Raw genomic sequence first — 19,931 nt, 5'->3', positions numbered from 1 at the left:
GCGTGGCCGGCCTCCGCCACGGCGGGCGGAGGCCGACGGTTCAGGCGTCGCTGCGTTTGGCGCCGACTTCCAGGCCGGACTTGAGGCTGGCCTCGACGAATTCGTCCAGGTCGCCGTCCAGCACCTTCTGCGTGTCGGTGCGTTCGATGCCGGTGCGCAGGTCCTTGATCCGGCTCTGGTCGAGCACGTAGTTGCGGATCTGGCTGCCCCAGCCGATGTCCGACTTGGTCGCCTCGACCGCATCGCGCTCGGCGTTGCGCTTCTGGATCTCCAGCTCGTACAGCTTGGCGGCGAGCATCTTCATCGCGTTGTCGCGGTTCTGGTGCTGGCTGCGCCCGGTCTGGCAGGCCACGACGATGTTGGTCGGGATGTGGGTGATGCGCACCGCCGACTCGGTCTTGTTGACGTGCTGGCCGCCGGCACCGGAGGAGCGGTAGACGTCGGTGCGCAGGTCGGCCGGGTTGATGTCGATGTCGATGTTGTCGTCCACTTCCGGCGACACGAACACCGAGGTGAAGCTGGTGTGGCGGCGGTTGTCCGAATCGAACGGCGACTTGCGCACCAGCCGGTGTACGCCGGTCTCGGTCTTCAGCCAGCCGTAGGCGAAATCGCCTTCCACGCGCAGCGTGGCCGACTTGATGCCGGCCACTTCGCCGCCGGACACTTCCATCAGCTCGGTCTTCCAACCGCGCGATTCGCACCAGCGCAGGTACATGCGCAGCAGGATCTCGGCCCAGTCCTGCGCCTCGGTACCGCCGGCGCCGGCCTGGATGTCGACGAAGGCGTTGCTGGCGTCCATCTGCCCGGAGAACATGCGCTGGAATTCCAGCTTCTCCACGTGCGCCTGGAAGCGCTCGACATCGGCGACCACCGCCAGCGCGGTGTCCTCGTCGTCCTCGCTCTCGGCCAGTTCAAGGAACTCCAGCGCCTCGTTCAGCCCGTCGAGCACGCTGGCGATGCCGCCGACGGTCTTCTCCAGATTGGAGCGCTCGCGGCCCAGGCCCTGGGCGCGCTCGGGGTCGTTCCAGACATCGGGATTTTCCAGTTCCCGGGTGACTTCCTCTAGGCGTTCCTTCTTGACGTCGTAGTCAAAGAAACCCCCGGAGCGACAGCACCCGATCGGACAGATCGGCGATGCGGTGGCGGATGGGATTGAGTTCGATCATGGCGGCATTCCGACAAACGGCAGACAAGAGCGCGATTCTAGCAATTCCGGCCGCCACGCCACAGCGTGCGCCGGCGGCCCGCCCAGCCCGAGCGCCGTGCCGATCACTCAGCGAGCGCGGCCTCGCCCTCCCCGGCCGCCGCGCGCAGGGCGGCGCGGTAGCGGCGGCTGCACGGGACATGGCTGCCGTCGCGCAGGTGCACGCGCGCCTCGCCCGCATCCAGCGGCTCGATCGAGACCACGCACGCCAGGTTGACCATGTAGCTGCGGTGGATGCGCACGAACCGCGCCGGGTCGAGCCTGGCCTCGATCGCGGCCATGGTGCTGCGCAGCGGGTAGTCGTGGCCGCGCACGCGCAGGTTGACGTAGTTGCCCGAGGCCTGCAGCCACTCGATGTCGGCGGCGGCGACCAGGAAATCGCGGCCGAGCTTGCGCACCAGGAAGCGCTCGGGACGCTCCAGCGACTCCACCGGCGGGCCTTCGTCTGGCGCGCCGAGCAAGGCCGCCTCGCCCTGCCAGCGGCGCAGCAGGAAGCGGTACATCTCCACGCACAGCAGCATCGAGGCCAGGCTGCGCACGTCCTTCAGGTATTCGTAGGCCAGCCCCTGCGGCCAGGGACCGAAGTCGTAGTGCAGGCCCTGCAGGCGATAGACCACGCTGCGGATCGCGACCATCCCCAGCACGTGCAGCACCGACAGCGCAACGCTGCCCAGCAGGTACGCCGGCAGCCGGCGCCGCCAGTTGTCCCAGTGCAGCGGGTAGCGCCGGGTCAGCAGCACCAGCAGCGGCACGATCAGCAGGAACACCAGGCCGCTGGACCATTCCCACAACGCCGGCTCCCACGCGGCGAAGTGCAGCCCGGCGCGACGGATGTCGATCAGCACGGTGATGCTGTTGGCGATGCCGTTGACCAGGGTCAGCGCGACCCAGAAGCCGATCTCGAAGCTGCGGCGCCACGGCAGGAAACGGGAGTAGACGCTGGGGCTTGGCGATTCGGACATGCCGCATTTTAACGCGCCGGCCATCGGGCGATGGCCGGCGCGGCGGCGCTGTCAGCGCACCTCGAACTCGCCGACCAGGATCGTGTCCTTCTGGTCCTTCAGCCGCAGCGTCACCTGCTGGTCGCGCTGCGTGGCGCCGCCCCAGCCGGTGCTCAGCTGCAGGTGCAAGGTGGTGGCGCCGGTCACCAGCGGCTGGCGGTCGCCGAAGAAGTTCGCTTCCACCTTGTACTTGCCCGGCTTGGCCCGGCGCAGCGAGAACTCTTCCGGCCCGTAGCCGCCGGTGAAGTCCTGCGACAGCTGTCCGCCCTGGTAGGTCGAACGGTGCGCGTAGTAGCAACGCTCGCCGTTGGGATCGGTCACCCACAGGTCCATATCGCTGTTGTCGCTGTCCCAGTTCAGCACCACGCGCAGGTCCAGCGGCAGGTTGCGCAGCAGGCGCGGGTCGACGAAACCGGTCTGCAGCGGGCGCGGCGCCCGCGCCACGATCGCGTTCAACTCGTTCAAGGCGATCAGCGCCACGCCGTCGAAGCGCGGATCCCAATCGCGCGCGACCACCTGGTACAGCTGCTCGATCGCGGCCTGCTCGTCGCCCGCCGCGGCCTGGGCCAGGCCCAGGTCGCGGAAGCTCTGTGGCTCCTCCTCGCCCAGCCGCAGCACCTGCTCGAACACCGGCACCGCCAGGTCCGCCCTGCCCGCCTGCAGCAATCGGTAGCCGAGCACGCGCAGCACGTGGCGGTTCTCCAGTTGCAGCTCGGCCAGGTTGGACAGCACGCGCAGCGCCAGGTCGCGCTGGCCGCGTTCGAACAGCACGTCGGCCACGTCCAGATAGAACGCCACGCTGTCGGCATGCGCCGCGCGCTCGCTCAGGTACAGCGGATAGACCGCATCCGGCGCCGCGGCGCGCAGGCGCCGGGCGTACGGCGAGTCCGGCTGCCAGGGCTGCAAGGCCAGCGAGATCGTGGTGGGCGCGGACGCGCCGACACGCGCATAGGCGTCCGTCGCGTCGCCATCCGATGCCGCGACCGCGCCGCTGACGGCAACCGCCTCCAGCGCCGCCGACTCTGCCACCTGCATCGGCGCGGCGGGTGCCGGCGGCGGCGCCATGGCCATCGCCGGCGCCGGCCGCGAAACGCCGTCCCGTCGCTGCAGGCGGGCATCGCCCTGCTCGCCTTGCGGCTTGGCCTGCGGCGGTGCGTTCTTCGGGAACGTGCGCTGCCACCAGGCGATGCGCTGCGCGAACTCCTCGGCGACGTGATCGATTCGCTGTTTGCGCTGTTCGCCCTGTTCCTGCTGGCGCTGCGCCTGCGCGCGTGCGACCGCCTCGCGCAGCGCCGGCGGCGGCGCGATCGCATAGCGCACGTAGTCGTCGACGTTCTCCAGCACCAGCAGCGAGGTGTCGGCGCTGACCAGGCCGAAGCGGCTGGCCAGTTGCTGGCGGCGCGCGGCGTCGCCGAGCGGATCGGCGGCCAGGCTGCGCAGCATGGCCCGCGCCCAGGCGCCCGGCACCAGATCGCCCGGTACTTCGCTGGCGCCGCGCAACGGCAGACGCAGTCGGCGCGTGCTGGAGGCGGTGGCGATCTCCAGTTGCAGCGTCGCAGTGTCGGCAAGCAGGCGACCGGCGATCCGCAGGTAGCCGTCGTCGGCATGGCGGGAGTCGGCGACCAGGTCGGCGACGCCCTCGCCCTGCAGCGCGACCAGTTCGCCGCCGCGCTGCAGCAGCCGCTCGCTGGCCTGCCGCACGCCTTGCATGCCGTTCAACGCGATCAAGCGGCCGCCGCGCGCTTCCGCCGACGCTGCCAGGCGCGCGGCATCGGCATGGGCGCCGGCCGACTCGACCGCGTACAGGCGCTGGCCCGGCGCCAGCGCCGGCAAGGCCTGCGCACCGTAGTTGCCCAGGCCATCGCTGAACAACAGATACTCCTGCACCTCCGCCGCCGGCCGCCAATCGCCCAACGCGCTGGCGCCGTCGGGCTGCAGGCCCTGCAGCGTCGCCCGCAACGCGCTCCAGTCGCCGTCGCGAACCTGGAAGCGGCGTGGCGCCTCGGCACGGTCGCGCAGCACGAGCAGATCCACCTGCGCGTTGCCGACCGCGGCGAAATAGCGCTGCAGCAAGGCCAGCTCCGCGGGAATGTCGCGCTGCCGCGCCGAACCGGACGCATCCCACAGCAAGCCGATGCGCTGCGGCAGCGGACGCGCGGCACGCAGATCGGCGATCGGCACCAGCGCCTGGAAATAGCGCTGGCCGTCATGGCTGCCGACCGCGACGCGCGGATCGCTGGTCGCGCGCAACGACAGCACCAGCTCCTTCGGCAGCTGCGTTGGCGTCCCGGACCACGCCGCCGCATAGCCGCCGGGCGTCGGCAGCAGGCGCAGGCCGGCCGGCAGCGCCGTGGCATCGACGGCTGCCGCCTGAGTGCTCAGCTGCAGGCGCAGCGACTGCGCGCTGGCCGCATAGCCCAGCGGCAGGCGCCACTGCCAGCCCGCCGCAGTGCGCGCCAGCGATTCGCGATAGACCAGGCGCACGCGGCGGCTGCCGTGCGCGGGGATCGGATACAGCCGCAACTGGAACTGATTGCCGGCGGTCTGCTCGACCAGGCCGGGGTCCACGCCGCGCCGTTCGATCGCCTCGAACACCTGGCGTCCGCGCGCCTTGGGCACCGGTACCGCATCGCGCATCTGTCCGTCGATGTCCAGCGCGAAACCGCTGATCTGCTGCCCGTCGCGCAGCGGGAACGCCAGTTGCCCTTCCAGCACGCGCGCGTTGGGATTGAAGAACACCAGTTCCACCGTGGTCTCGGCCAGGCCGGCCGCGGCATGCGCGCTGACCGTCGCCGAGCGCAGTTCGACCGGGCGCTCGCCTCGGTCGGTCTTCAGTAGCGGGGCGAGGAGGTGCTGCGTTGGCGCGGTTTGCGCCCAGGCCGGTGCGGCGATGGTCGACAACACCGAGAACAACAGCAAGCACAGGCCTTTGCGCGCGACGTACGGCATGGATCACTCCTTGATGGGACGGTATAGCTTGAACGTCCGGTGCGGCGCGGTGGGGTTAGCCAGAATCTTCGTGCGGTGTGCTTGGGTCGCTTAGTCTTGCATCGATGCGGCTGATCCTATCTTTACCCAGCCGTCTTTGAGGGGAGAGCGGCTAGCGGCCGTTCCCTTCTCCCATCGGGACCATGGCCCCCCTTTCGGGGGAAGGCGCCCCGAAGGGGCGGATGAGGGTACGGGCGCAGCCTCGTGCACCCAAACACAGCGAGTCGCTTCGCGCCGTACCCTCACCCCAACCCCTCTCCCGGTGGGAGAGGGGCTATGCGCGCTCGGCTATTCCCTTCTCCCAACGGGAGAAGGTGGCCCGCAGGGCCGGATGAGGGTACGGGCGCAGCCTCGTGCACCCAACTCAGCGAGTCGCTTTCGCGCCGTACCCTCACCCCAACCCCTCTCCCGTGGGGAGAGGGGCTATGCACCTAGGCTGTTCCTTCTCCCATCGGGAGAAGGTGCCCCGCAGGGGCGGATGAGGGTACGGGCGCAGCCTCGTGCGCCCCAAACACAGCGAGTCGCTTCGCGCCGTACCCTCTCCCCTCAACCCCTCTCCCGGAGGGAGAGGGGCTAAGGACGCTGGATCAGCCCGTCAGGCTCCGGCAGTGCTCCACCACCAGCTGCACCGCTTCGCCGCCGCGATAGTCGTCGGCGACCAAACGGTAGGCGATGTGCACGCGGCGGCCGGGTTCGTCGCCGCGCCAGCCGTTGAAGTGGATCGCGTTCAGCGGCTCGTTGCGGCCGGCGCAGCGCAGGCTGAACTTGAGGTGGCGCTCCTTCAGCACGCGCCACTGCACGACCTCGAACTCGCCGTCGAACAGCGGCTCGGGGAAGCCCTGCCCCCACGGCCCGGCCAGGCGCAAGGCCTCGGCATGGCGATGGTCCAGCTCGTGCGGATCCAGCGCGCCGTCGCTGAGCAGCTCGGCCTGCAGCAGCGTCGCGTCCAGGCTGGCCAGCGCATGGTCGCGGAACAGTTGTTCGAACTCGGCCAGCGCGTCCTGGCGCAGGCTCAGCCCCGCGGCCATCGCATGGCCGCCGAATTTTTCCATCAAGCCTGGCCGGCGCGCCTCCACCGCCGCCATCGCGTCGCGGATATGGAAGCCGGGAATCGAGCGCGCCGAGCCGCGCAACTGGTCGCTGCCCGGCTCGGCCGGGGCGAAGGCGATCACCGGGCGGTGCAGCCGGTCCTTCAGCTTCGACGCGACCAGGCCGATCACGCCCGGATGCCATTGCGCATCGAACAGGCACACCGCCACCGGCGGCGCGTCCGGCGCCGCCAGCAAGGCCTGCGCCACGGTGGCCTCGGCCTCGTCGGTCATCTGCTGCTGCACGGCGCGGCGCTCGCCGTTGATCTGTTCCAGCGTGGCGGCGATCTCGCGCGCCTGCCGCGGGTCGTCGCACAGCAGCAGTTCGATGCCCAGCGCCATGTCCTCGAGCCGGCCAGCGGCGTTGAGCCGTGGCGCCAGCGCGAAGCCGATGTCGCTGGCGCTGAGCCGTGCCGGATCGCGGCCGCTGGCCTCGATCAAGGCGCGCAGGCCGACGCAGCCGTCGCCGCGCTGCAGGCGGCGCAGCCCGGCCGAGACCAGCGCGCGGTTGTTGGCGTCCAACGGCACCAGATCGGCGACGGTGCCGACCGCGACCAGGTCCAGCAGCACGGTCAGGTCCGGCACCTGTGCCGCGAACGCGCCGCGCTCGCGCAGGTGCCGGCGCAAGGCCAGCAGCACGTAGAAGATCACCCCGACGCCGGCCAGCATCTTGCTCGGGAACGCGTCGCCGGCCAGGTTCGGATCGACGATCGCGTCGGCCGGCGGCAACACGCTGCCCGGCAGGTGGTGATCGGTGACCAGCACCTGCCAGCCCAGCGCCTTGGCCGCGGCGACGCCGGCATGGCAGGCGATGCCGTGGTCGACGGTGACCAGCAGGTCGGGCTGCAGCGGCGCCAGTTCGGCGACCAGCGCCGGCGACAGGCCGTAGCCGTGCACCATGCGGTTCGGCACCGCATGCAGCACCTGCGCGGCGCCGAGCAGGCGCAGCCCGCGCACCGCCACCGCGCAGGCGGTGGCGCCGTCGCAATCGAAGTCGCCGACCACCAGGATGCGCTTGCCCGCAGCGATCGCGTCGGCCAGCAGCGCCACCGCCGCGCCGATGCCGCTCAGCGCGTCCGGCGGCAGCAACTGCGCCAGTTTCGGTTGCGCCAGCGCGGCGTCGTGCGCGCCGCGCGCGGTGTAGATGCGGCGCAGCAGCGGCAGCACGGCCTCCGTCCATGGCCCGCCCTCGGCGGCCGGCCGCCGGGTGATGCGCAGCAGCGGGCTCATGCGTCCAGGCGTGCCAGCGGACGCCGCCAGAAGCGCCAACGCTGCTCGCGCTCGATCCGGAAACGCACCCCGTCCTCGAAATCCAGCAGCAGTTGCTGCAGTTCGCCCAGGCGCAGCGCTTCGAGCAGCGGCTGCATCACCTCGCCGACGAACTGCTCGGGCGCGCGCAGCTGGCGCAGGTCGACCAGCGCATCGACGCGCGGCGTTTGCTCGGCGTCGATCCCGGCGGCCTGGGCCAGCGCGCGCAGCAGCGGTTCGCGGCTGCGCACCTGCGCGTGCGCGGTGCTCACCGAGGCCGGCAACGCGCCGCCGCCCCAGAACCACAGCGAGTTGATCGCCGGCTGGCCGCGCGCAGCGCGTTCGCGGTTCCACGGATGCTGGTGCAGCACGATCTGCGCTTCGGTCAGCAACGCACGCCAGCGGCGCGCACCCTCGCCCTGCGGCAGATGGTCGAACAGATCGGCGCCGAGCACCTGCGCCGGCGCGGCGAAATCGGGCAGCGCGCTGCCCGGCTCCAGCCGCAGATACCAGCGAGTGGGGTCGGCAGCGTCCAGCGCCAGGCCGGCCTCGGCGAACGTCTCCTGCAGCGCCGGCAGCAGCGCGGCCAGGTCGATTGCATCGATCGCGAGCATGTCGCCATGCGCCATCAACCGCGCGCCCTGCATGTCCGGCACCACGTAGGCAGGATCGGCGCGCAGCCACACCGCGTCGCCGGCGTCGCCGGCATCCAGCTGCCGGGTCAGCGCGGCCACCGGCCATTGCCCGGGCGGCAGCACGAAATGGCGGCGCAACTGCGCCTCCGAACCAGCCTCCAGGCGCTCGCGCTGGGCGCGGCCGAACGCGCGTGCCACCTCGCCGGTCAGGCCCGATCCGGCCAGGCGCGCCCGCTCCGGCAACAGCAAGGTGGCGACGGCCACGGCGTCAGCCGACGTATTCGACGCTGACGATCTCGTACTCGCGGCGGCCGGCCGGGGCGTCGATGCTGACGCTGTCGCCTTCCAGCTTGCCGATCAGCGCGCGCGCCAGCGGCGAGGAGATCGCGATCAGCCCCAGCTTGATGTCCGCTTCCAGGTCGCCCACCAGCTGGTAGCGCTTCTCTTCGTCGTTCTCCACGTCGGCCAGGGTCACGGTCGCGCCGAACACCACCTTGCTGCCGACCGCCAGCTTGCTGACGTCGATGATCTCGGCGTGCGACAGCTCGCTCTCCAGCTGCTTGATGCGGCCTTCGATGAAGCTCTGCTGCTCGCGCGCGGCGTGGTACTCGGCGTTTTCCTTCAGGTCGCCGTGCGCGCGCGCCTCGGCGATCGCGGCGATGACCTGCGGCCGCTTGACCGACTTCAACTGGTCCAGTTCCTCGCGCAAACGCAGCGCGCCTTGCATGGTGATCGGGGCTCTCACGCTTCCAGCTCCTTGTGCAGTTCCTGCAGCGCCCAGACCGGGCCGGTGCCGCGGAATTCCAATGAATGCACCAGCGCGCGGGCGCCGGCGACGGTGGTCGAATAGGTGACGCGCTGCTGCAGGGCTTCGCGCCGGATCGAGAACGAATCGGAGATCGCCGCACGGCCCTCGGTGGTGTTGACGATATACACGATTTCGCCGTTCTTGATCAGGTCGACGATGTGCGGGCGGCCCTCGGCGACCTTGTTGATCTGGTCGCACTGCAGGCCGTGCTGGCGCAGCCACGCGCAGGTGCCGCTGGTCGCGACCAGGGTGTAGCCGCGCTCGACCAGCGCCTGCGCCACCGGCAGCACGCGCTGCTTGTCCGGGTCGCGCACCGACAGGAACGCCTTGCCCAGCGGCGGCGCCTTGATCCCGCCGGCTTCCTGCGCGCGCGCGAACGCGGCGCCGAAGCTGCGGCCCACGCCCATCACCTCGCCGGTGGAGCGCATCTCCGGGCCGAGGATCGGGTCCACGCCCTGGAACTTGGCGAACGGGAAGATCGCCTCCTTCACCGAATAGTAGTCGGGCACGATCTCCTTCAGCGCGCCCTGCTCGGCCAGGGTCTTGCCGGCCATGCAGCGCGCGGCGATCTTGGCCAGCGCCATGCCGGTGGCCTTGGACACGAACGGCACCGTGCGCGAGGCACGCGGGTTCACTTCCAGCAGAAACACGATGTCGTCGCCGGCCTCGTCCACCTGCACCGCGAACTGGGTGTTCATCAGCCCGACCACGTTCAGGCCCTTGGCCAGCATCACCACCTGGCGGCGCAGTTCGGCCTGGGTCTTGGCCGACAGCGAGTACGGCGGCAGCGAGCACGAGGAATCGCCCGAATGCACGCCGGCTTCCTCGATGTGTTCCATCACCCCGCCGATCAGCACGTGGCCGTCCTTGTCGGCGATGATGTCCACGTCCACTTCCACCGCGTTGTCGAGGAAGCGGTCGAGCAGCACCGGCGAATCGTTGGAGACCTTGACCGCGTCGCGCACGTAGCGCGCCAGGTCCGATTCGCCGTAGACGATCTCCATCGCGCGGCCGCCGAGCACGTAGCTCGGGCGCACCACCAGCGGATAGCCGATCTCGCGCGCCAGCACCAGCGCCTCTTCGGCGTTGCGCGCGATGCGGTTCGGCGGCTGCTTCAGGCCCAGCTTGTCGACCAGTTGCTGGAAGCGCTCGCGGTCCTCGGCCAGGTCGATCGAGTCCGGGCTGGTGCCGATCACCGGCACGCCGTTGGCCTCCAGCGCGCGCGCCAGCTTCAGCGGGGTCTGCCCGCCGTACTGCACGATCACGCCCTTTGGCTGCTCCAGCTCGACGATCTCCAGCACGTCTTCCAGGGTCAGCGGCTCGAAGTACAGGCGATCGGAGGTGTCGTAGTCGGTGGACACGGTCTCCGGGTTGCAGTTGACCATGATGGTTTCATAGCCATCCTCGCGCAGCGCCAGCGCCGCGTGCACGCAGCAGTAGTCGAACTCGATGCCCTGGCCGATGCGGTTGGGGCCGCCGCCGAGGATCATGATCTTGTCGCGATTGCTCGGCTTGGCCTCGCACTCGTCCTCGTAGGTCGAGTACAGGTAGGCGGTGTCGGTGGCGAATTCGGCCGCGCACGAGTCCACCCGCTTGTACACCGGGCGCACCTTGTGCGCGCGACGCAGCGCGCGCAGCGCGGCCTCGTTGGTACCGCACAGCTCGGCCAGGCGCGCATCGGAGAAGCCGGCGCGCTTGAGCTTGCGCAGCCGCGCGGCGTCCAGCGAGCCCAGGCCGTCGGCGGCCAGCTGCTTCTCCTGCGCGATCAGGTCCTCGATCTGGTCCAGGAACCACGGATCGATGAACGACAGCGCATGCACCTGCTCCACGCTCATGCCGGCGCGGAACGCGTCGGCGACGTAGAACAGGCGCTCCGGACCCGGCGCCTTCAGCTCGCGCTTGAGCGCGGCCATGTCGTCCTCGCTGCCCAGGTCTAGGCCGGTCGGGTCAAGCCCGATCTTGCCGGTTTCCAGGCCGCGCAGCGCCTTCTGCAGCGATTCGGAGAAGGTGCGGCCCATCGCCATCACCTCGCCCACCGACTTCATCTGCGTGGTCAGGCGCGCATCGGCCTGCGGGAACTTCTCGAACGCGAAGCGCGGGATCTTGGTCACCACGTAGTCGATCGACGGCTCGAACGAGGCCGGGGTCAGGCCGCCGGTGATCTCGTTCTTCAGTTCGTCCAGGGTGTAGCCGACCGCCAGCTTGGCCGCGACCTTGGCGATCGGGAAGCCGGTGGCCTTGGAGGCCAGCGCCGAGGACCGCGACACGCGCGGGTTCATCTCGATGACGACCACGCGGCCGGTCTGCGCGTTGATGCCGAACTGCACGTTGGAGCCGCCGGTGTCCACGCCGATCTTGCGCAGCACCGCGATCGAGGCATCGCGCAGGCGCTGGTATTCCTTGTCGGTCAGGGTCTGCGCCGGCGCCACGGTGATCGAGTCGCCGGTGTGCACGCCCATCGGGTCCAGGTTCTCGATCGAGCAGACGATGATGCAGTTGTCCGCGGTATCGCGGACCACTTCCATCTCGAATTCCTTCCAGCCCAGCACCGACTCCTCGACCAGCACTTCGCTGGTCGGCGACAGTTCCAGGCCGCGGCCGACGATCTCGATCAGCTCCTCGCGGTTGTAGGCGATGCCGCCGCCGCTGCCGCCGAGGGTGAAGCTGGGGCGGATGATGGTCGGATAGCCGACCCGGGTCTGGATCTCCAGCGCTTCCTCGAGGGTGTGCGCGACCGCCGCCTTCGGGCACTCCAGGCCGATCTCGCCCATCGCCACGCGGAACAGCTCGCGGTCCTCGGCCATCATGATCGCCTCGCGCTTGGCGCCGATCAGCTCCACGCCGTACTTTTCCAGCACGCCGTGGTCGGCCAGGTCCAGCGCGCAGTTCAGCGCGGTCTGCCCGCCCATGGTCGGCAGCAGCGCGTCGGGCTTTTCCTTGGCGATGATCTTCTCGACCGTCTGCCAGTTGATCGGCTCGATGTACACGGCGTCGGCCATGTTCGGGTCGGTCATGATCGTGGCCGGGTTGCTGTTGACCAGCACCACGCGGTAGCCCTCGTCGCGCAGCGCCTTGCACGCCTGCGCGCCGGAGTAGTCGAACTCGCAGGCCTGGCCGATGACGATCGGGCCGGCGCCGATGATGAGGATGGTTTTTAGATCGGTGCGCTTGGGCATGTCAGCTCCGGGACCGGGGACCGGGGACCAGGGACCCGGTTTCCAGCCGTTGATTAAGTGAATAGTGCAATTTGTGCAGCATTTTGCCGACCCGCTCGGCGATATCCATGACGATATCCACCGCCTGCGCATCGGCCAGCGAGAGTTCGGCGGCCAACGTCAGCTGCGTCTGTAGCTCTGCGATCGAACCGCGTGCCATCGAGACGAAGCGGGCGTAGTCACGCGTCGATGCGCGCGCATTGCCCTCGGCGATGTTGGATGGCACCGAGACGGCAGCGCGTTGCAGCTGCGAAGTGAGTCCATAACGCTCTTCTTTCGGGAAATCCGCGGTCAATATGTAGACCGCCTTGGCAAGCTCGATGGACAGTCGCCATACGTCGAGTTCTCTGAAATGCGAAGGGCTCAAGCCCTCGCCTCCCGGTCCCCGGTCCCCGGTCCCCGGTCCCGCATCAACGCAGTGAAGCGATCGAACAACGGCGCCACGTCGCGCGGGCCCGGCGAGGCTTCCGGGTGGCCCTGGAAGCTGAAGGCCGGGGCGTCGGTCAGTTCGATGCCCTGGTTGGTGCCGTCGAACAGCGAGCGGTGGGTCACCCGCACATTGGCCGGCAGCGACGCTTCGTCGACCGCGAAACCGTGGTTCTGCGAGGTGATCATCACCCGGCCGCTGTCCAGGTCCTGCACCGGATGGTTGGCGCCGTGGTGGCCGTGGCCCATCTTCAGCGTCTGCGCGCCGGCGGCCAGCGCCAGCAGCTGGTGGCCCAGGCAGATGCCGAAGGTCGGGATCTTCCTGTCCACGAACTGCTTGATCGCGGCGATCGCGTAGTCGCACGGCGCCGGATCGCCGGGGCCGTTGGACAGGAACACGCCGTCCGGGTTCATCGCCAGCACCTCGGCGGCGGGCGTCTGCGCCGGCACCACGGTGACCTCGCAGCCGCGCTCGGCGAGCATGCGCAGGATGTTGAGCTTCACCCCGTAGTCGTAGGCGACGACCTTGTACTTCGGTGCCGCCTGGGCGAACGCGTTGCTGTCCAGGTCGAGCTGGCCGTCGCGCCACGGGTAGGCCTTGTCGGTGGACACCACCTTGGCCAGGTCCATGCCCTTCAGGCCCGGGAACTTGCGCGCCGCTTCCAGCGCCGTGTCCACGTTCACTTCGCCGGCCATCACCGCGCCATTCTGCGATCCCTTCTCGCGCAGGATGCGGGTCAGTTTGCGGGTATCGATGCCGGCGATGGCGACCACGCCGCGCTGGATCAGCCAGTCCGGCAGCGACACCTGGCTGCGCCAGCTGCTGGGGCGGCGCGGCACGTCGCGCACGATCAGGCCGGCCGACCAGACCTGGGTGGCCTCGTCGTCCTGGTCGGTGCAACCGGTGTTGCCGATGTGCGGATAGGTCAGGGTGACCAGCTGGCGGGCGTAGGACGGATCGGTCACGATCTCCTGATAGCCGGTCATCGCGGTGTTGAACACCACTTCGCCGACGGACAGGCCAGTGGCGCCTACGGATTCGCCCTCGAACACGGTGCCGTCTTCAAGGACAAGGATTGCGGGTTGAGTCACGGGGTTCGCCTTGGGGAGAGAGGAACCCTGCCCCACCAACTTGCGGCTGCAAGAAACCGCGAACTCGGCGCTTCTCCGGGTCCGTGGCGATGGGTAACAGGCGAGCGAGAATTGTACCGGCGCGGACCTGTCCGCGCCAGACGTTTATGTGAAAGCGCCGTTCAGCCGAGCAGATCGCGCAGCCGGTAGGCCCCGGGCGCGCGGCCCGGCAGGCGCGCGGCGGCATGCAGCGCGCCGCGGGCGAAGATGTCGCGATTGCTGGCGCGGTGCACCAGCTCCACCCGCTCGCCGAGCCCGGCGAACTGCACCAGGTGCTCGCCGACGATGTCGCCGGCGCGCAGGCTGGCGTAGCGCGGCTGCGCGCCGCCGTGCGCGGCCGCCTCGCCCAGGGTCAGCGCGGTGCCGGACGGCGCGTCCTGCTTGTGCACGTGGTGCGATTCGACGATGTCGCAGTCCCAGCCCGGCAGCGCCGCGGCGGCGCGTTCCACCAGATCGTTCAGCACCGCCACACCGAGACTGAAGTTCGACGCCCAGATCAGCGGGATGCGCGCCGCCGCGTCGGTCAATGCCTGGCGCTGCGTGTCGTCCAGCCCGGTGGTGCCGGACACCAGCGCCGCACCGCGCGCCACGCACAGCGCCAGCACCGGGTCGAAGCCCTGCGGCAGGCTGAAATCGATCGCCACGTCGAACGCCGGCGCTGCGTTCAGTTCGGCCGCGGCGAAGTACGGCACCCCGTCGACCACCCGCTGCGCCGGCGCCCGCCGGATCACCGCCGCCGCCACCTGCAACGCAGGCTCCTGCGCAGCCAGCCGCAACAGCGCCTGGCCCATGCGGCCGGACGCACCATGAATCAACACACGCACGGGGGAAGTCGTCATCGGCACAAGGCTAGCGGTTTGTCGCGATGGGCGACAGGGGTGTTGCGCTGTGGCCTTGATCGGCGGCGGAAACCGCTTGAGCGTTGATCGCATGGAAAGCTGGGCGGCCACTGCTGCGCTCGTCGCGACTGAAGTCGCTCCCACAGGGACTGCGGCCAGCGTGCCGGTCCACTGCAGGTCGGTCCACTGTAAGAGGGCTTCAGCCCGACTCCACTCGCAACCGGCAGGTCTGCCGCTTCGTTCGTCGCGGCTGAAGCCGCTCCTACAGGGGCTTGCGGCCGGCTCGCTGGGTGCACTGTTGGAGGGACTTCAGTCCCGACGGCCATCCGAAGCCGGTAGGCCCATCGCTGCGTTCGTCGCGACTGAAGTCGCTCCCACAAGGACTCGACCAGTTGGCTACCTGCGCTGCAGGAGGGGCGCGCCCTACTCGGCCGCCGGTTGTCCCAGCAGGCGCTTGTTCCAGCATTCGACCTCGCGCTGGGCCAGGCGCCGTTCGAACAGCAGGCGCCAGTTCGGCACCAGCGGCAGGGCCAGCACCTGTTCCAGTTGCGCCGGATCCACCTCGCGCCGATACAGCAGTTGGATCAACCGGGCCAGCGACCAGGCCGGATATGGCCGCTCCAGCAGGGTCAGGCGGTCGCCGGCGGCGACCTCGCCCGGCTGCAGCACGCGGTAGTACCAGCCGGTGCGGCCGCTTTCCTGCACGCGCCGCGCCAGCGTGGGCACGCCGAAGCGGTCCGACAGCTTCCAGCACGGCTGCCGCGACTGCGAGACCTCGACCAGCGCCGTGCCCAGCCGCAGCCGGTCGCCCAGGCACAGGTCGGCTTCGGTGGCGCCGTGCGTGCTGAGGTTCTCGCCGAACGCGCCGGGCGCGTCCAGCAGGGCGTGCCCGCCCAGTTCCTGGCGCCAGGCCGTGTAGTGGTCGCGCGGATAATGGTGCAGCGCCTTGTCCGGGCCGCCGTGCACGCGGCGGTCGCCCTGTTCGTCCAGTTCCAGGCCTTCCACACCGATCTGCAGCCGTCCCGGCAACGGCTGCTTGGCGATGGCGCTGCGGCTGCCGGGCCGGGTGAAGTCCTGCGCACGGCCGACCAGCACCGCCTCCACACCCAGGTCCAGGGCCGCAGCTGCGGTCATGCGCGTGCGCCGGGATGCCGCATCAGGCCGCAGCGCCGCGATGCGCGGCGACCTCGGCCTGCAGCAGTTCGCCGAGGATGCGCACGCCGGCATCGATCCGCTCTTCCGGCACGGTCACGAACGACAGGCGCAAGGTGTTGCGTTGCGGCTCGACCGCATAGAACGGCGCGCCCGGCACGAAGGCGACGTTGCGTTCGATCGCCTTGGCCAGCAGCGCGCCGCCGTCCATGCCCGCCGGCAGTTCGACCCAGATGAACATGCCGCCGGCCGGGCGGTTCCAGCGCACCTGAGACGGGAAGTACTTCCCCAGCGCCGTCAGCATCTGCTCGCAACGGCTCGCGTACAGGCTGCGGATGCCGGGAATGTGCGCATCCAGGAAGCCGTCCTGCACCGCCTCGTAGACGATGCGCTGGCTGAACGAGGGCGTATGCAGGTCCGCCGCCTGCTTGGCCTGCACCAGCTTGGCGTGCACCGCTTCGGGCGCGATCACGAAGCCCAGGCGCAGGCCCGGCGCCAGCACCTTGGAGAACGAGCCCATGTAGATGACGCCGTCTGGATGCATCGACAGCAGGCTGGGCAGCGTGTCGCCGCTGTAGCACAGCTCGCCATACGGATCGTCCTCGACGATGGGCACGCCGGCGGCGGCGGCGCGCGCGACCAGCGCCTGGCGCCGGTGCAGCGGCAGGCGCCGCCCGGTCGGATTCTGGAAGTTCGGCAGGCAATACATGAAGCGCGCGCCGGCCAGCTGCGCGTCGTCCAGCGCATCCACCACCAGCCCGTCGTCGTCCGACGCCATCGCCGCGAAGGCCGGCTGGAACAGCGAGAAGGCCTGCAGCGCCCCCAGGTAGCTCGGCGTCTCCACCAGCACCTTGCTGCTTTCGTCGATGAACACCTTGCCGAGCAGGTCCAGGCCCTGCTGCGAGCCAGTGGTGATCAGCACCTGGCTGGGGCGGATGCTGGCGCCGTCGCGGCTCAGGCGCGCCGCCACCCATTCGCGCAGCGGCAGATAGCCTTCGGTCGGGCCGTACTGCAGCGCAGCCTGCGGCGCCTCGCGCAGGACCTTGTCGCAGGCGTACTGCATGCGCGCGATCGGAAACGTGTCCGGCGACGGCAACCCGCCGGCGAAGGAGATCACCTCCGGGCGTTCGGTGACCTTGAGGATTTCGCGGATCGCCGAACTGGTCAGCGCCTGCGCACGGCGGGAAAGCTGGAAGGAGGTCGTCATCGGCATAGGATAATCGCGGGCGTGCCGGTGCGCATGCGCCGCGACGCCGGGCGCGATCTGAAACGCACAGGTCCGACGAACACCACGCGCATCAGCGAGCCTGCCAGGCGCCCAGGCATCCTCGCACGCATGCGCGGCATCCTTCATCGGCAGGCACGGCGCGCCCGCAGCCAGCCGCATGCCGTCATCCGCATTGCGGGCACGGCGGCCGGACGCCGCCGCTCACGCCTGGCGCGCGGCCTGCTGCAGTCGCCGCAACGCGTCGTGCGCATACAGCCGCACGTCCGACACCGGCGGCAACGGTGGCGCGAACAGGGTCTCGTCCAGCTGCAGGATCGGTCCGTAGACGACCGTCGTCTGCGCCCCGAGCGTGCACAGGCCGCGCAGCACGGTCAGCCGATAGCCCTGGCCCTGGTAGTAGCAGGTGCCGCCATCGGCCGGCACCGGCGCCTCGGCGTCGATCAGCGCATGCCGCGGCGCTCCACCGGCGGCCACCGCTCGAAAGTCCGCGGCGGCCTGGTGCAGGGCATCGCGCTGCGCTGGCGCCAGCGCCTGCAGATCGATGCCCGGGAATACAGCGTCCAATGGCGTCATGTGGCTCAATGCCGCCGCGGCGGTGCCGGACCGCAACTGTCGCAGCCGCCGCACGCACCGGCGCCGCCGCTGGCCGCAGGCGCGATCTTGCGGCCCAGCGCCTGCAACCAGGACGCGCGGTTTGGCTTGAGCAGGCGCAAGGCGATGGCGCTGCGCAGTTTGCGCGCGGTGCCGGGAAACTGCTTCTTCAGCACCACCCACGCGCTGAGCAGCACCGCCAGCGCGATCACGGCGTACTGCAGCAGCAGCGACATGGACGTGGACATGGCTCAGCCGGCTCCCAGCGCCACCGCGACCTGATAGGTGACCAGCGAGGCCAGGTAGGCCAGCGCGAACAGGTAGAACGCGGCGAAGCTCATCTGCTTCCAAGAGTTGGTCTCGCGCTTGATCGTGGCCAGCGTGGAGATGCACATCGGCGCGTAGATGTACCAGACCAGCAGCGACAGCGCCGTGGCCAGCGACCAGCCATTGTGGATCAGCGGCGACAGTGCCTGCGCGGCGGCATCGTCGTCGACTTCCGACAGCGCGTACACCGTGGCCAGCGACGCCACCGCCACTTCGCGCGCGGCCAGGCCGGGGATCAGCGCGATGCAGATCTGCCAGTTGAAGCCCAGCGGCGCGAACACCGTGGTCATCGCGTGGCCGATGCGGCCGGCGAAGCTGTAGTCGATCGCCGGCAGCGTGGCGTTGGCCGGCGCCGCCGGGAACGACAGCAGGAACCACAGCAGGATGGTCAGCGCCAGGATGATGCCGCCGACGCGCTTGAGGAAGATCGCCGCGCGCTCCCACAGGCCCAGCGCCAGGTCGCGCAGGTGCGGCACGCGGTACGAGGGCAGTTCCAGCAGCAACGGGTGCTCGCCCTTGTCGCGGCGCCATTTCTTCATCGTCCACGACACCGCCAGCGCACTTGCGATCGCGGCGAAATACAGCCCGAACAGCACCAGCCCCTGCTGGTTGAACACGCCCCAGACCTGCTTCTGCGGAATGAACGCGCCGATCAGCAGCGCGTATACCGGCAGCCGCGCCGAGCAGGTCATCAGCGGCGCGACCAGGATCGTGGCCAGGCGGTCGCGCGGGTCCTGGATGCTGCGCGTGGACATGATCCCGGGCACCGCGCAGGCGAAGCTGGACAGCAGCGGGATGAACGAGCGCCCGGACAGCCCGGCCGCGGCCATCATGCGGTCGAGCAGGAACGCCGCGCGCGGCAGGTAGCCCGATTCCTCCAGCGCCAGGATGAAGGCGAACAGGATCAGGATCTGTGGCAGGAAGATCACCACCCCGCCGAGGCCGGCGATGATGCCATCGACCAGCAGGCTGTTGAGCGGCCCCGCCGGCAAGGTGCTGCCGACCCAGGCGCCGAGCGCCTTGCCGCCGCCGTCGATCAGGTCCATCAGCGGCGCGGCCCAGGCGTACACCGCCTGGAAGATCAGGAACATCACCAGCGCCAGGGTCAGCAGCCCGGCGACCGGGTGCAGCAGCCAGCGGTCCAGCGCGTCGTCGATGCGCGAGGTGCGGGTCGGCATCGACACCGCCGCGGCGAGGATGCGCCGCACCTGCTGGTGGTAGTCGCCCTGCCCTTCGGCCGGCGCCACCGCCGGCGGCAGCGCCGGGGCCAGCGCGTCGAGCCGCTCGACCAGGGCCTTGGCGCCGTTGCGGCGCACCGCCACGGTCTCGATCACCGGCACGCCGAGCGCGTCTTCCAGCGCCTGGCGGTCGATGCGGATGCCGCGGCGCTGCGCGGCATCGACCATGTTCAGCGCCACCAGCATCGGCTTGCCCAGCTCGCGCAGCTCCAGCGCGAAGCGCAGGTGCAGGCGCAGGTTGGTGGCATCGACCACGCACACCAGCACGTCCGGCGCCGGCTCGCCCGGATAGAAGCCGCGGCACAGGTCGCGGGTGATCGCCTCGTCCAGGCTGGCCGGCTGCAGGCTGTAGGCGCCGGGCAGGTCGAGCACCGCGAACTCGCGCCCGGACGGGGCGCGGAAGCGGCCTTCCTTGCGCTCGACGGTGACCCCGGCGTAGTTGGCCACCTTCTGCTTGCTGCCGGTGAGCTGGTTGAACAGCGCGGTCTTGCCGCAGTTCGGATTGCCGACCAGCGCCAGCCGCAGCGGCACCGCGTTCGCGCTCATGGCTGCGCCTCGGCCGTGACCTGCACCCGCGCCGCCTCGCTGCGGCGCAGGGCGAAGCGCGTATAGCCGACCTGCACCAGCAACGGTTCGCCGCCGACCGGACCGCTCGCCAGCACCTGCACCTGCTCGCCGGCGACGAAGCCCAGCTCGCGCAGGCGCCGCGCGATGGCGTCGTTGGGCTGGCGGTCGTGCACGGTTTCGACGAGGGCGGTGCTGCGCAACGGCATATCGGACAACGTCACTGAACGTTCCGGCGATAAGAATGG

General features: G+C 70.0%; 16 protein-coding genes. All 16 read right to left on the bottom strand.

What is annotated here, in order from left to right; genetic code table 11:
* Positions 1-40: 40 nt before the first annotated feature.
* Positions 41-1,166 (bottom strand): peptide chain release factor 2 gene (prfB, locus tag J2Y70_RS08025; RefSeq protein ID WP_263398200.1). Its coding sequence is split into 2 segments (ribosomal slippage): positions 41-1,090 and positions 1,092-1,166, totalling 1,125 coding nucleotides; the frame shifts between segments, so codons are not numbered across the junction.
* Positions 1,167-1,269: 103 nt separating this feature from the next.
* Positions 1,270-2,166, bottom strand: coding sequence for a LytTR family DNA-binding domain-containing protein (locus J2Y70_RS08020; protein ID WP_309915616.1), 897 nt, complete (start codon positions 2,164-2,166; stop codon positions 1,270-1,272).
* A gap of 51 nt (positions 2,167-2,217) precedes the next feature.
* Complete coding sequence (locus J2Y70_RS08015; RefSeq protein ID WP_309915613.1) at positions 2,218-5,154, bottom strand: VIT domain-containing protein; 2,937 nt, start codon at positions 5,152-5,154, stop codon at positions 2,218-2,220.
* A gap of 626 nt (positions 5,155-5,780) precedes the next feature.
* Positions 5,781-7,511: a single-stranded-DNA-specific exonuclease RecJ gene (recJ, locus tag J2Y70_RS08010; protein ID WP_309915610.1), complete on the bottom strand. Its 1,731-nt coding sequence runs from the start codon at positions 7,509-7,511 to the stop codon at positions 5,781-5,783.
* Positions 7,508-8,428, bottom strand: a complete 921-nt coding sequence (locus tag J2Y70_RS08005) for a phosphoglycerate mutase (protein WP_309915607.1) — start codon at positions 8,426-8,428, stop codon at positions 7,508-7,510. Before J2Y70_RS08005 ends, recJ begins: the two co-directional genes overlap by 4 nt.
* Positions 8,429-8,432: 4 nt before the next feature.
* The gene (greA, locus tag J2Y70_RS08000) at positions 8,433-8,897 is read right to left on the bottom strand and encodes a transcription elongation factor GreA (RefSeq protein ID WP_170867603.1); all 465 of its coding nucleotides are present in this window, start codon (positions 8,895-8,897) and stop codon (positions 8,433-8,435) included.
* Between the two features lie 8 nt (positions 8,898-8,905).
* On the bottom strand, positions 8,906-12,148 hold the full coding sequence (carB, locus tag J2Y70_RS07995) for a carbamoyl-phosphate synthase large subunit (RefSeq protein WP_309915604.1): 3,243 nt from the start codon (positions 12,146-12,148) through the stop codon (positions 8,906-8,908).
* Between the two features lies 1 nt (position 12,149).
* Positions 12,150-12,554: a four helix bundle protein gene (locus J2Y70_RS07990; RefSeq protein WP_263398194.1), complete on the bottom strand. Its 405-nt coding sequence runs from the start codon at positions 12,552-12,554 to the stop codon at positions 12,150-12,152.
* Positions 12,551-13,705, bottom strand: coding sequence for a glutamine-hydrolyzing carbamoyl-phosphate synthase small subunit (carA, locus tag J2Y70_RS07985; protein WP_309915601.1), 1,155 nt, complete (start codon positions 13,703-13,705; stop codon positions 12,551-12,553). The genes J2Y70_RS07990 and carA overlap by 4 nt, the downstream gene beginning before the upstream one ends.
* Before the next feature lie 161 nt (positions 13,706-13,866).
* Positions 13,867-14,583 (bottom strand): 4-hydroxy-tetrahydrodipicolinate reductase, encoded by a 717-nt coding sequence (dapB, locus tag J2Y70_RS07980; RefSeq protein WP_263398192.1) that lies wholly within the window; start codon positions 14,581-14,583, stop codon positions 13,867-13,869.
* 423 nt (positions 14,584-15,006) lie between these two features.
* A complete protein-coding gene (locus tag J2Y70_RS07975) occupies positions 15,007-15,717 on the bottom strand; it encodes an MOSC domain-containing protein (RefSeq protein ID WP_263398191.1) in 711 nt (236 codons plus the stop codon).
* Positions 15,718-15,739: 22 nt separating this feature from the next.
* The gene (locus tag J2Y70_RS07970) at positions 15,740-16,948 is read right to left on the bottom strand and encodes a PLP-dependent aminotransferase family protein (RefSeq protein ID WP_309915592.1); all 1,209 of its coding nucleotides are present in this window, start codon (positions 16,946-16,948) and stop codon (positions 15,740-15,742) included.
* A 216-nt stretch (positions 16,949-17,164) separates the two neighbouring features.
* Positions 17,165-17,536, bottom strand: coding sequence for a hypothetical protein (locus J2Y70_RS07965; RefSeq protein ID WP_309915589.1), 372 nt, complete (start codon positions 17,534-17,536; stop codon positions 17,165-17,167).
* Between the two features lie 5 nt (positions 17,537-17,541).
* Positions 17,542-17,802 (bottom strand): DUF6587 family protein, encoded by a 261-nt coding sequence (locus tag J2Y70_RS07960; RefSeq protein WP_309915586.1) that lies wholly within the window; start codon positions 17,800-17,802, stop codon positions 17,542-17,544.
* A gap of 3 nt (positions 17,803-17,805) precedes the next feature.
* Positions 17,806-19,665, bottom strand: a complete 1,860-nt coding sequence (locus tag J2Y70_RS07955) for a ferrous iron transporter B (RefSeq protein WP_309915584.1) — start codon at positions 19,663-19,665, stop codon at positions 17,806-17,808.
* Positions 19,662-19,907 carry a FeoA family protein gene (locus tag J2Y70_RS07950; RefSeq protein ID WP_309915581.1) on the bottom strand — a complete coding sequence of 82 codons (246 nt, stop codon included), beginning with the start codon at positions 19,905-19,907 and terminating at the stop codon, positions 19,662-19,664. Before J2Y70_RS07950 ends, J2Y70_RS07955 begins: the two co-directional genes overlap by 4 nt.
* Between the last annotated feature and the right edge of the window lie 24 nt (positions 19,908-19,931).

Origin of the sequence: Xanthomonas sp. 1678, assembly GCF_031455575.1 — a bacterium.
GTDB lineage: Bacteria > Pseudomonadota > Gammaproteobacteria > Xanthomonadales > Xanthomonadaceae > Xanthomonas_A.
Note: the sequence above shows the minus strand (reverse complement) of the source record. Positions and strands in the feature narration are given on the sequence as shown.

What these genes read in the sequence shown, in the direction of transcription:
- J2Y70_RS08020 (WP_309915616.1), bottom strand. Translation starts at nt 2,166, where the DNA reads ATGTCCGAATCGCCAAGCCCCAGCGTCTACTCCCGTTTCCTGCCGTGG.
- J2Y70_RS08015 (WP_309915613.1), bottom strand. Translation starts at nt 5,154, where the DNA reads ATGCCGTACGTCGCGCGCAAAGGCCTGTGCTTGCTGTTGTTCTCGGTG.
- recJ (WP_309915610.1), bottom strand. Translation starts at nt 7,511, where the DNA reads ATGAGCCCGCTGCTGCGCATCACCCGGCGGCCGGCCGCCGAGGGCGGG.
- carB (WP_309915604.1), bottom strand. Translation starts at nt 12,148, where the DNA reads ATGCCCAAGCGCACCGATCTAAAAACCATCCTCATCATCGGCGCCGGC.
- dapB (WP_263398192.1), bottom strand. Translation starts at nt 14,583, where the DNA reads ATGACGACTTCCCCCGTGCGTGTGTTGATTCATGGTGCGTCCGGCCGC.
- J2Y70_RS07975 (WP_263398191.1), bottom strand. Translation starts at nt 15,717, where the DNA reads ATGACCGCAGCTGCGGCCCTGGACCTGGGTGTGGAGGCGGTGCTGGTC.
- J2Y70_RS07970 (WP_309915592.1), bottom strand. Translation starts at nt 16,948, where the DNA reads ATGCCGATGACGACCTCCTTCCAGCTTTCCCGCCGTGCGCAGGCGCTG.
- J2Y70_RS07965 (WP_309915589.1), bottom strand. Translation starts at nt 17,536, where the DNA reads ATGACGCCATTGGACGCTGTATTCCCGGGCATCGATCTGCAGGCGCTG.
- J2Y70_RS07960 (WP_309915586.1), bottom strand. Translation starts at nt 17,802, where the DNA reads ATGTCCACGTCCATGTCGCTGCTGCTGCAGTACGCCGTGATCGCGCTG.
- J2Y70_RS07955 (WP_309915584.1), bottom strand. Translation starts at nt 19,665, where the DNA reads ATGAGCGCGAACGCGGTGCCGCTGCGGCTGGCGCTGGTCGGCAATCCG.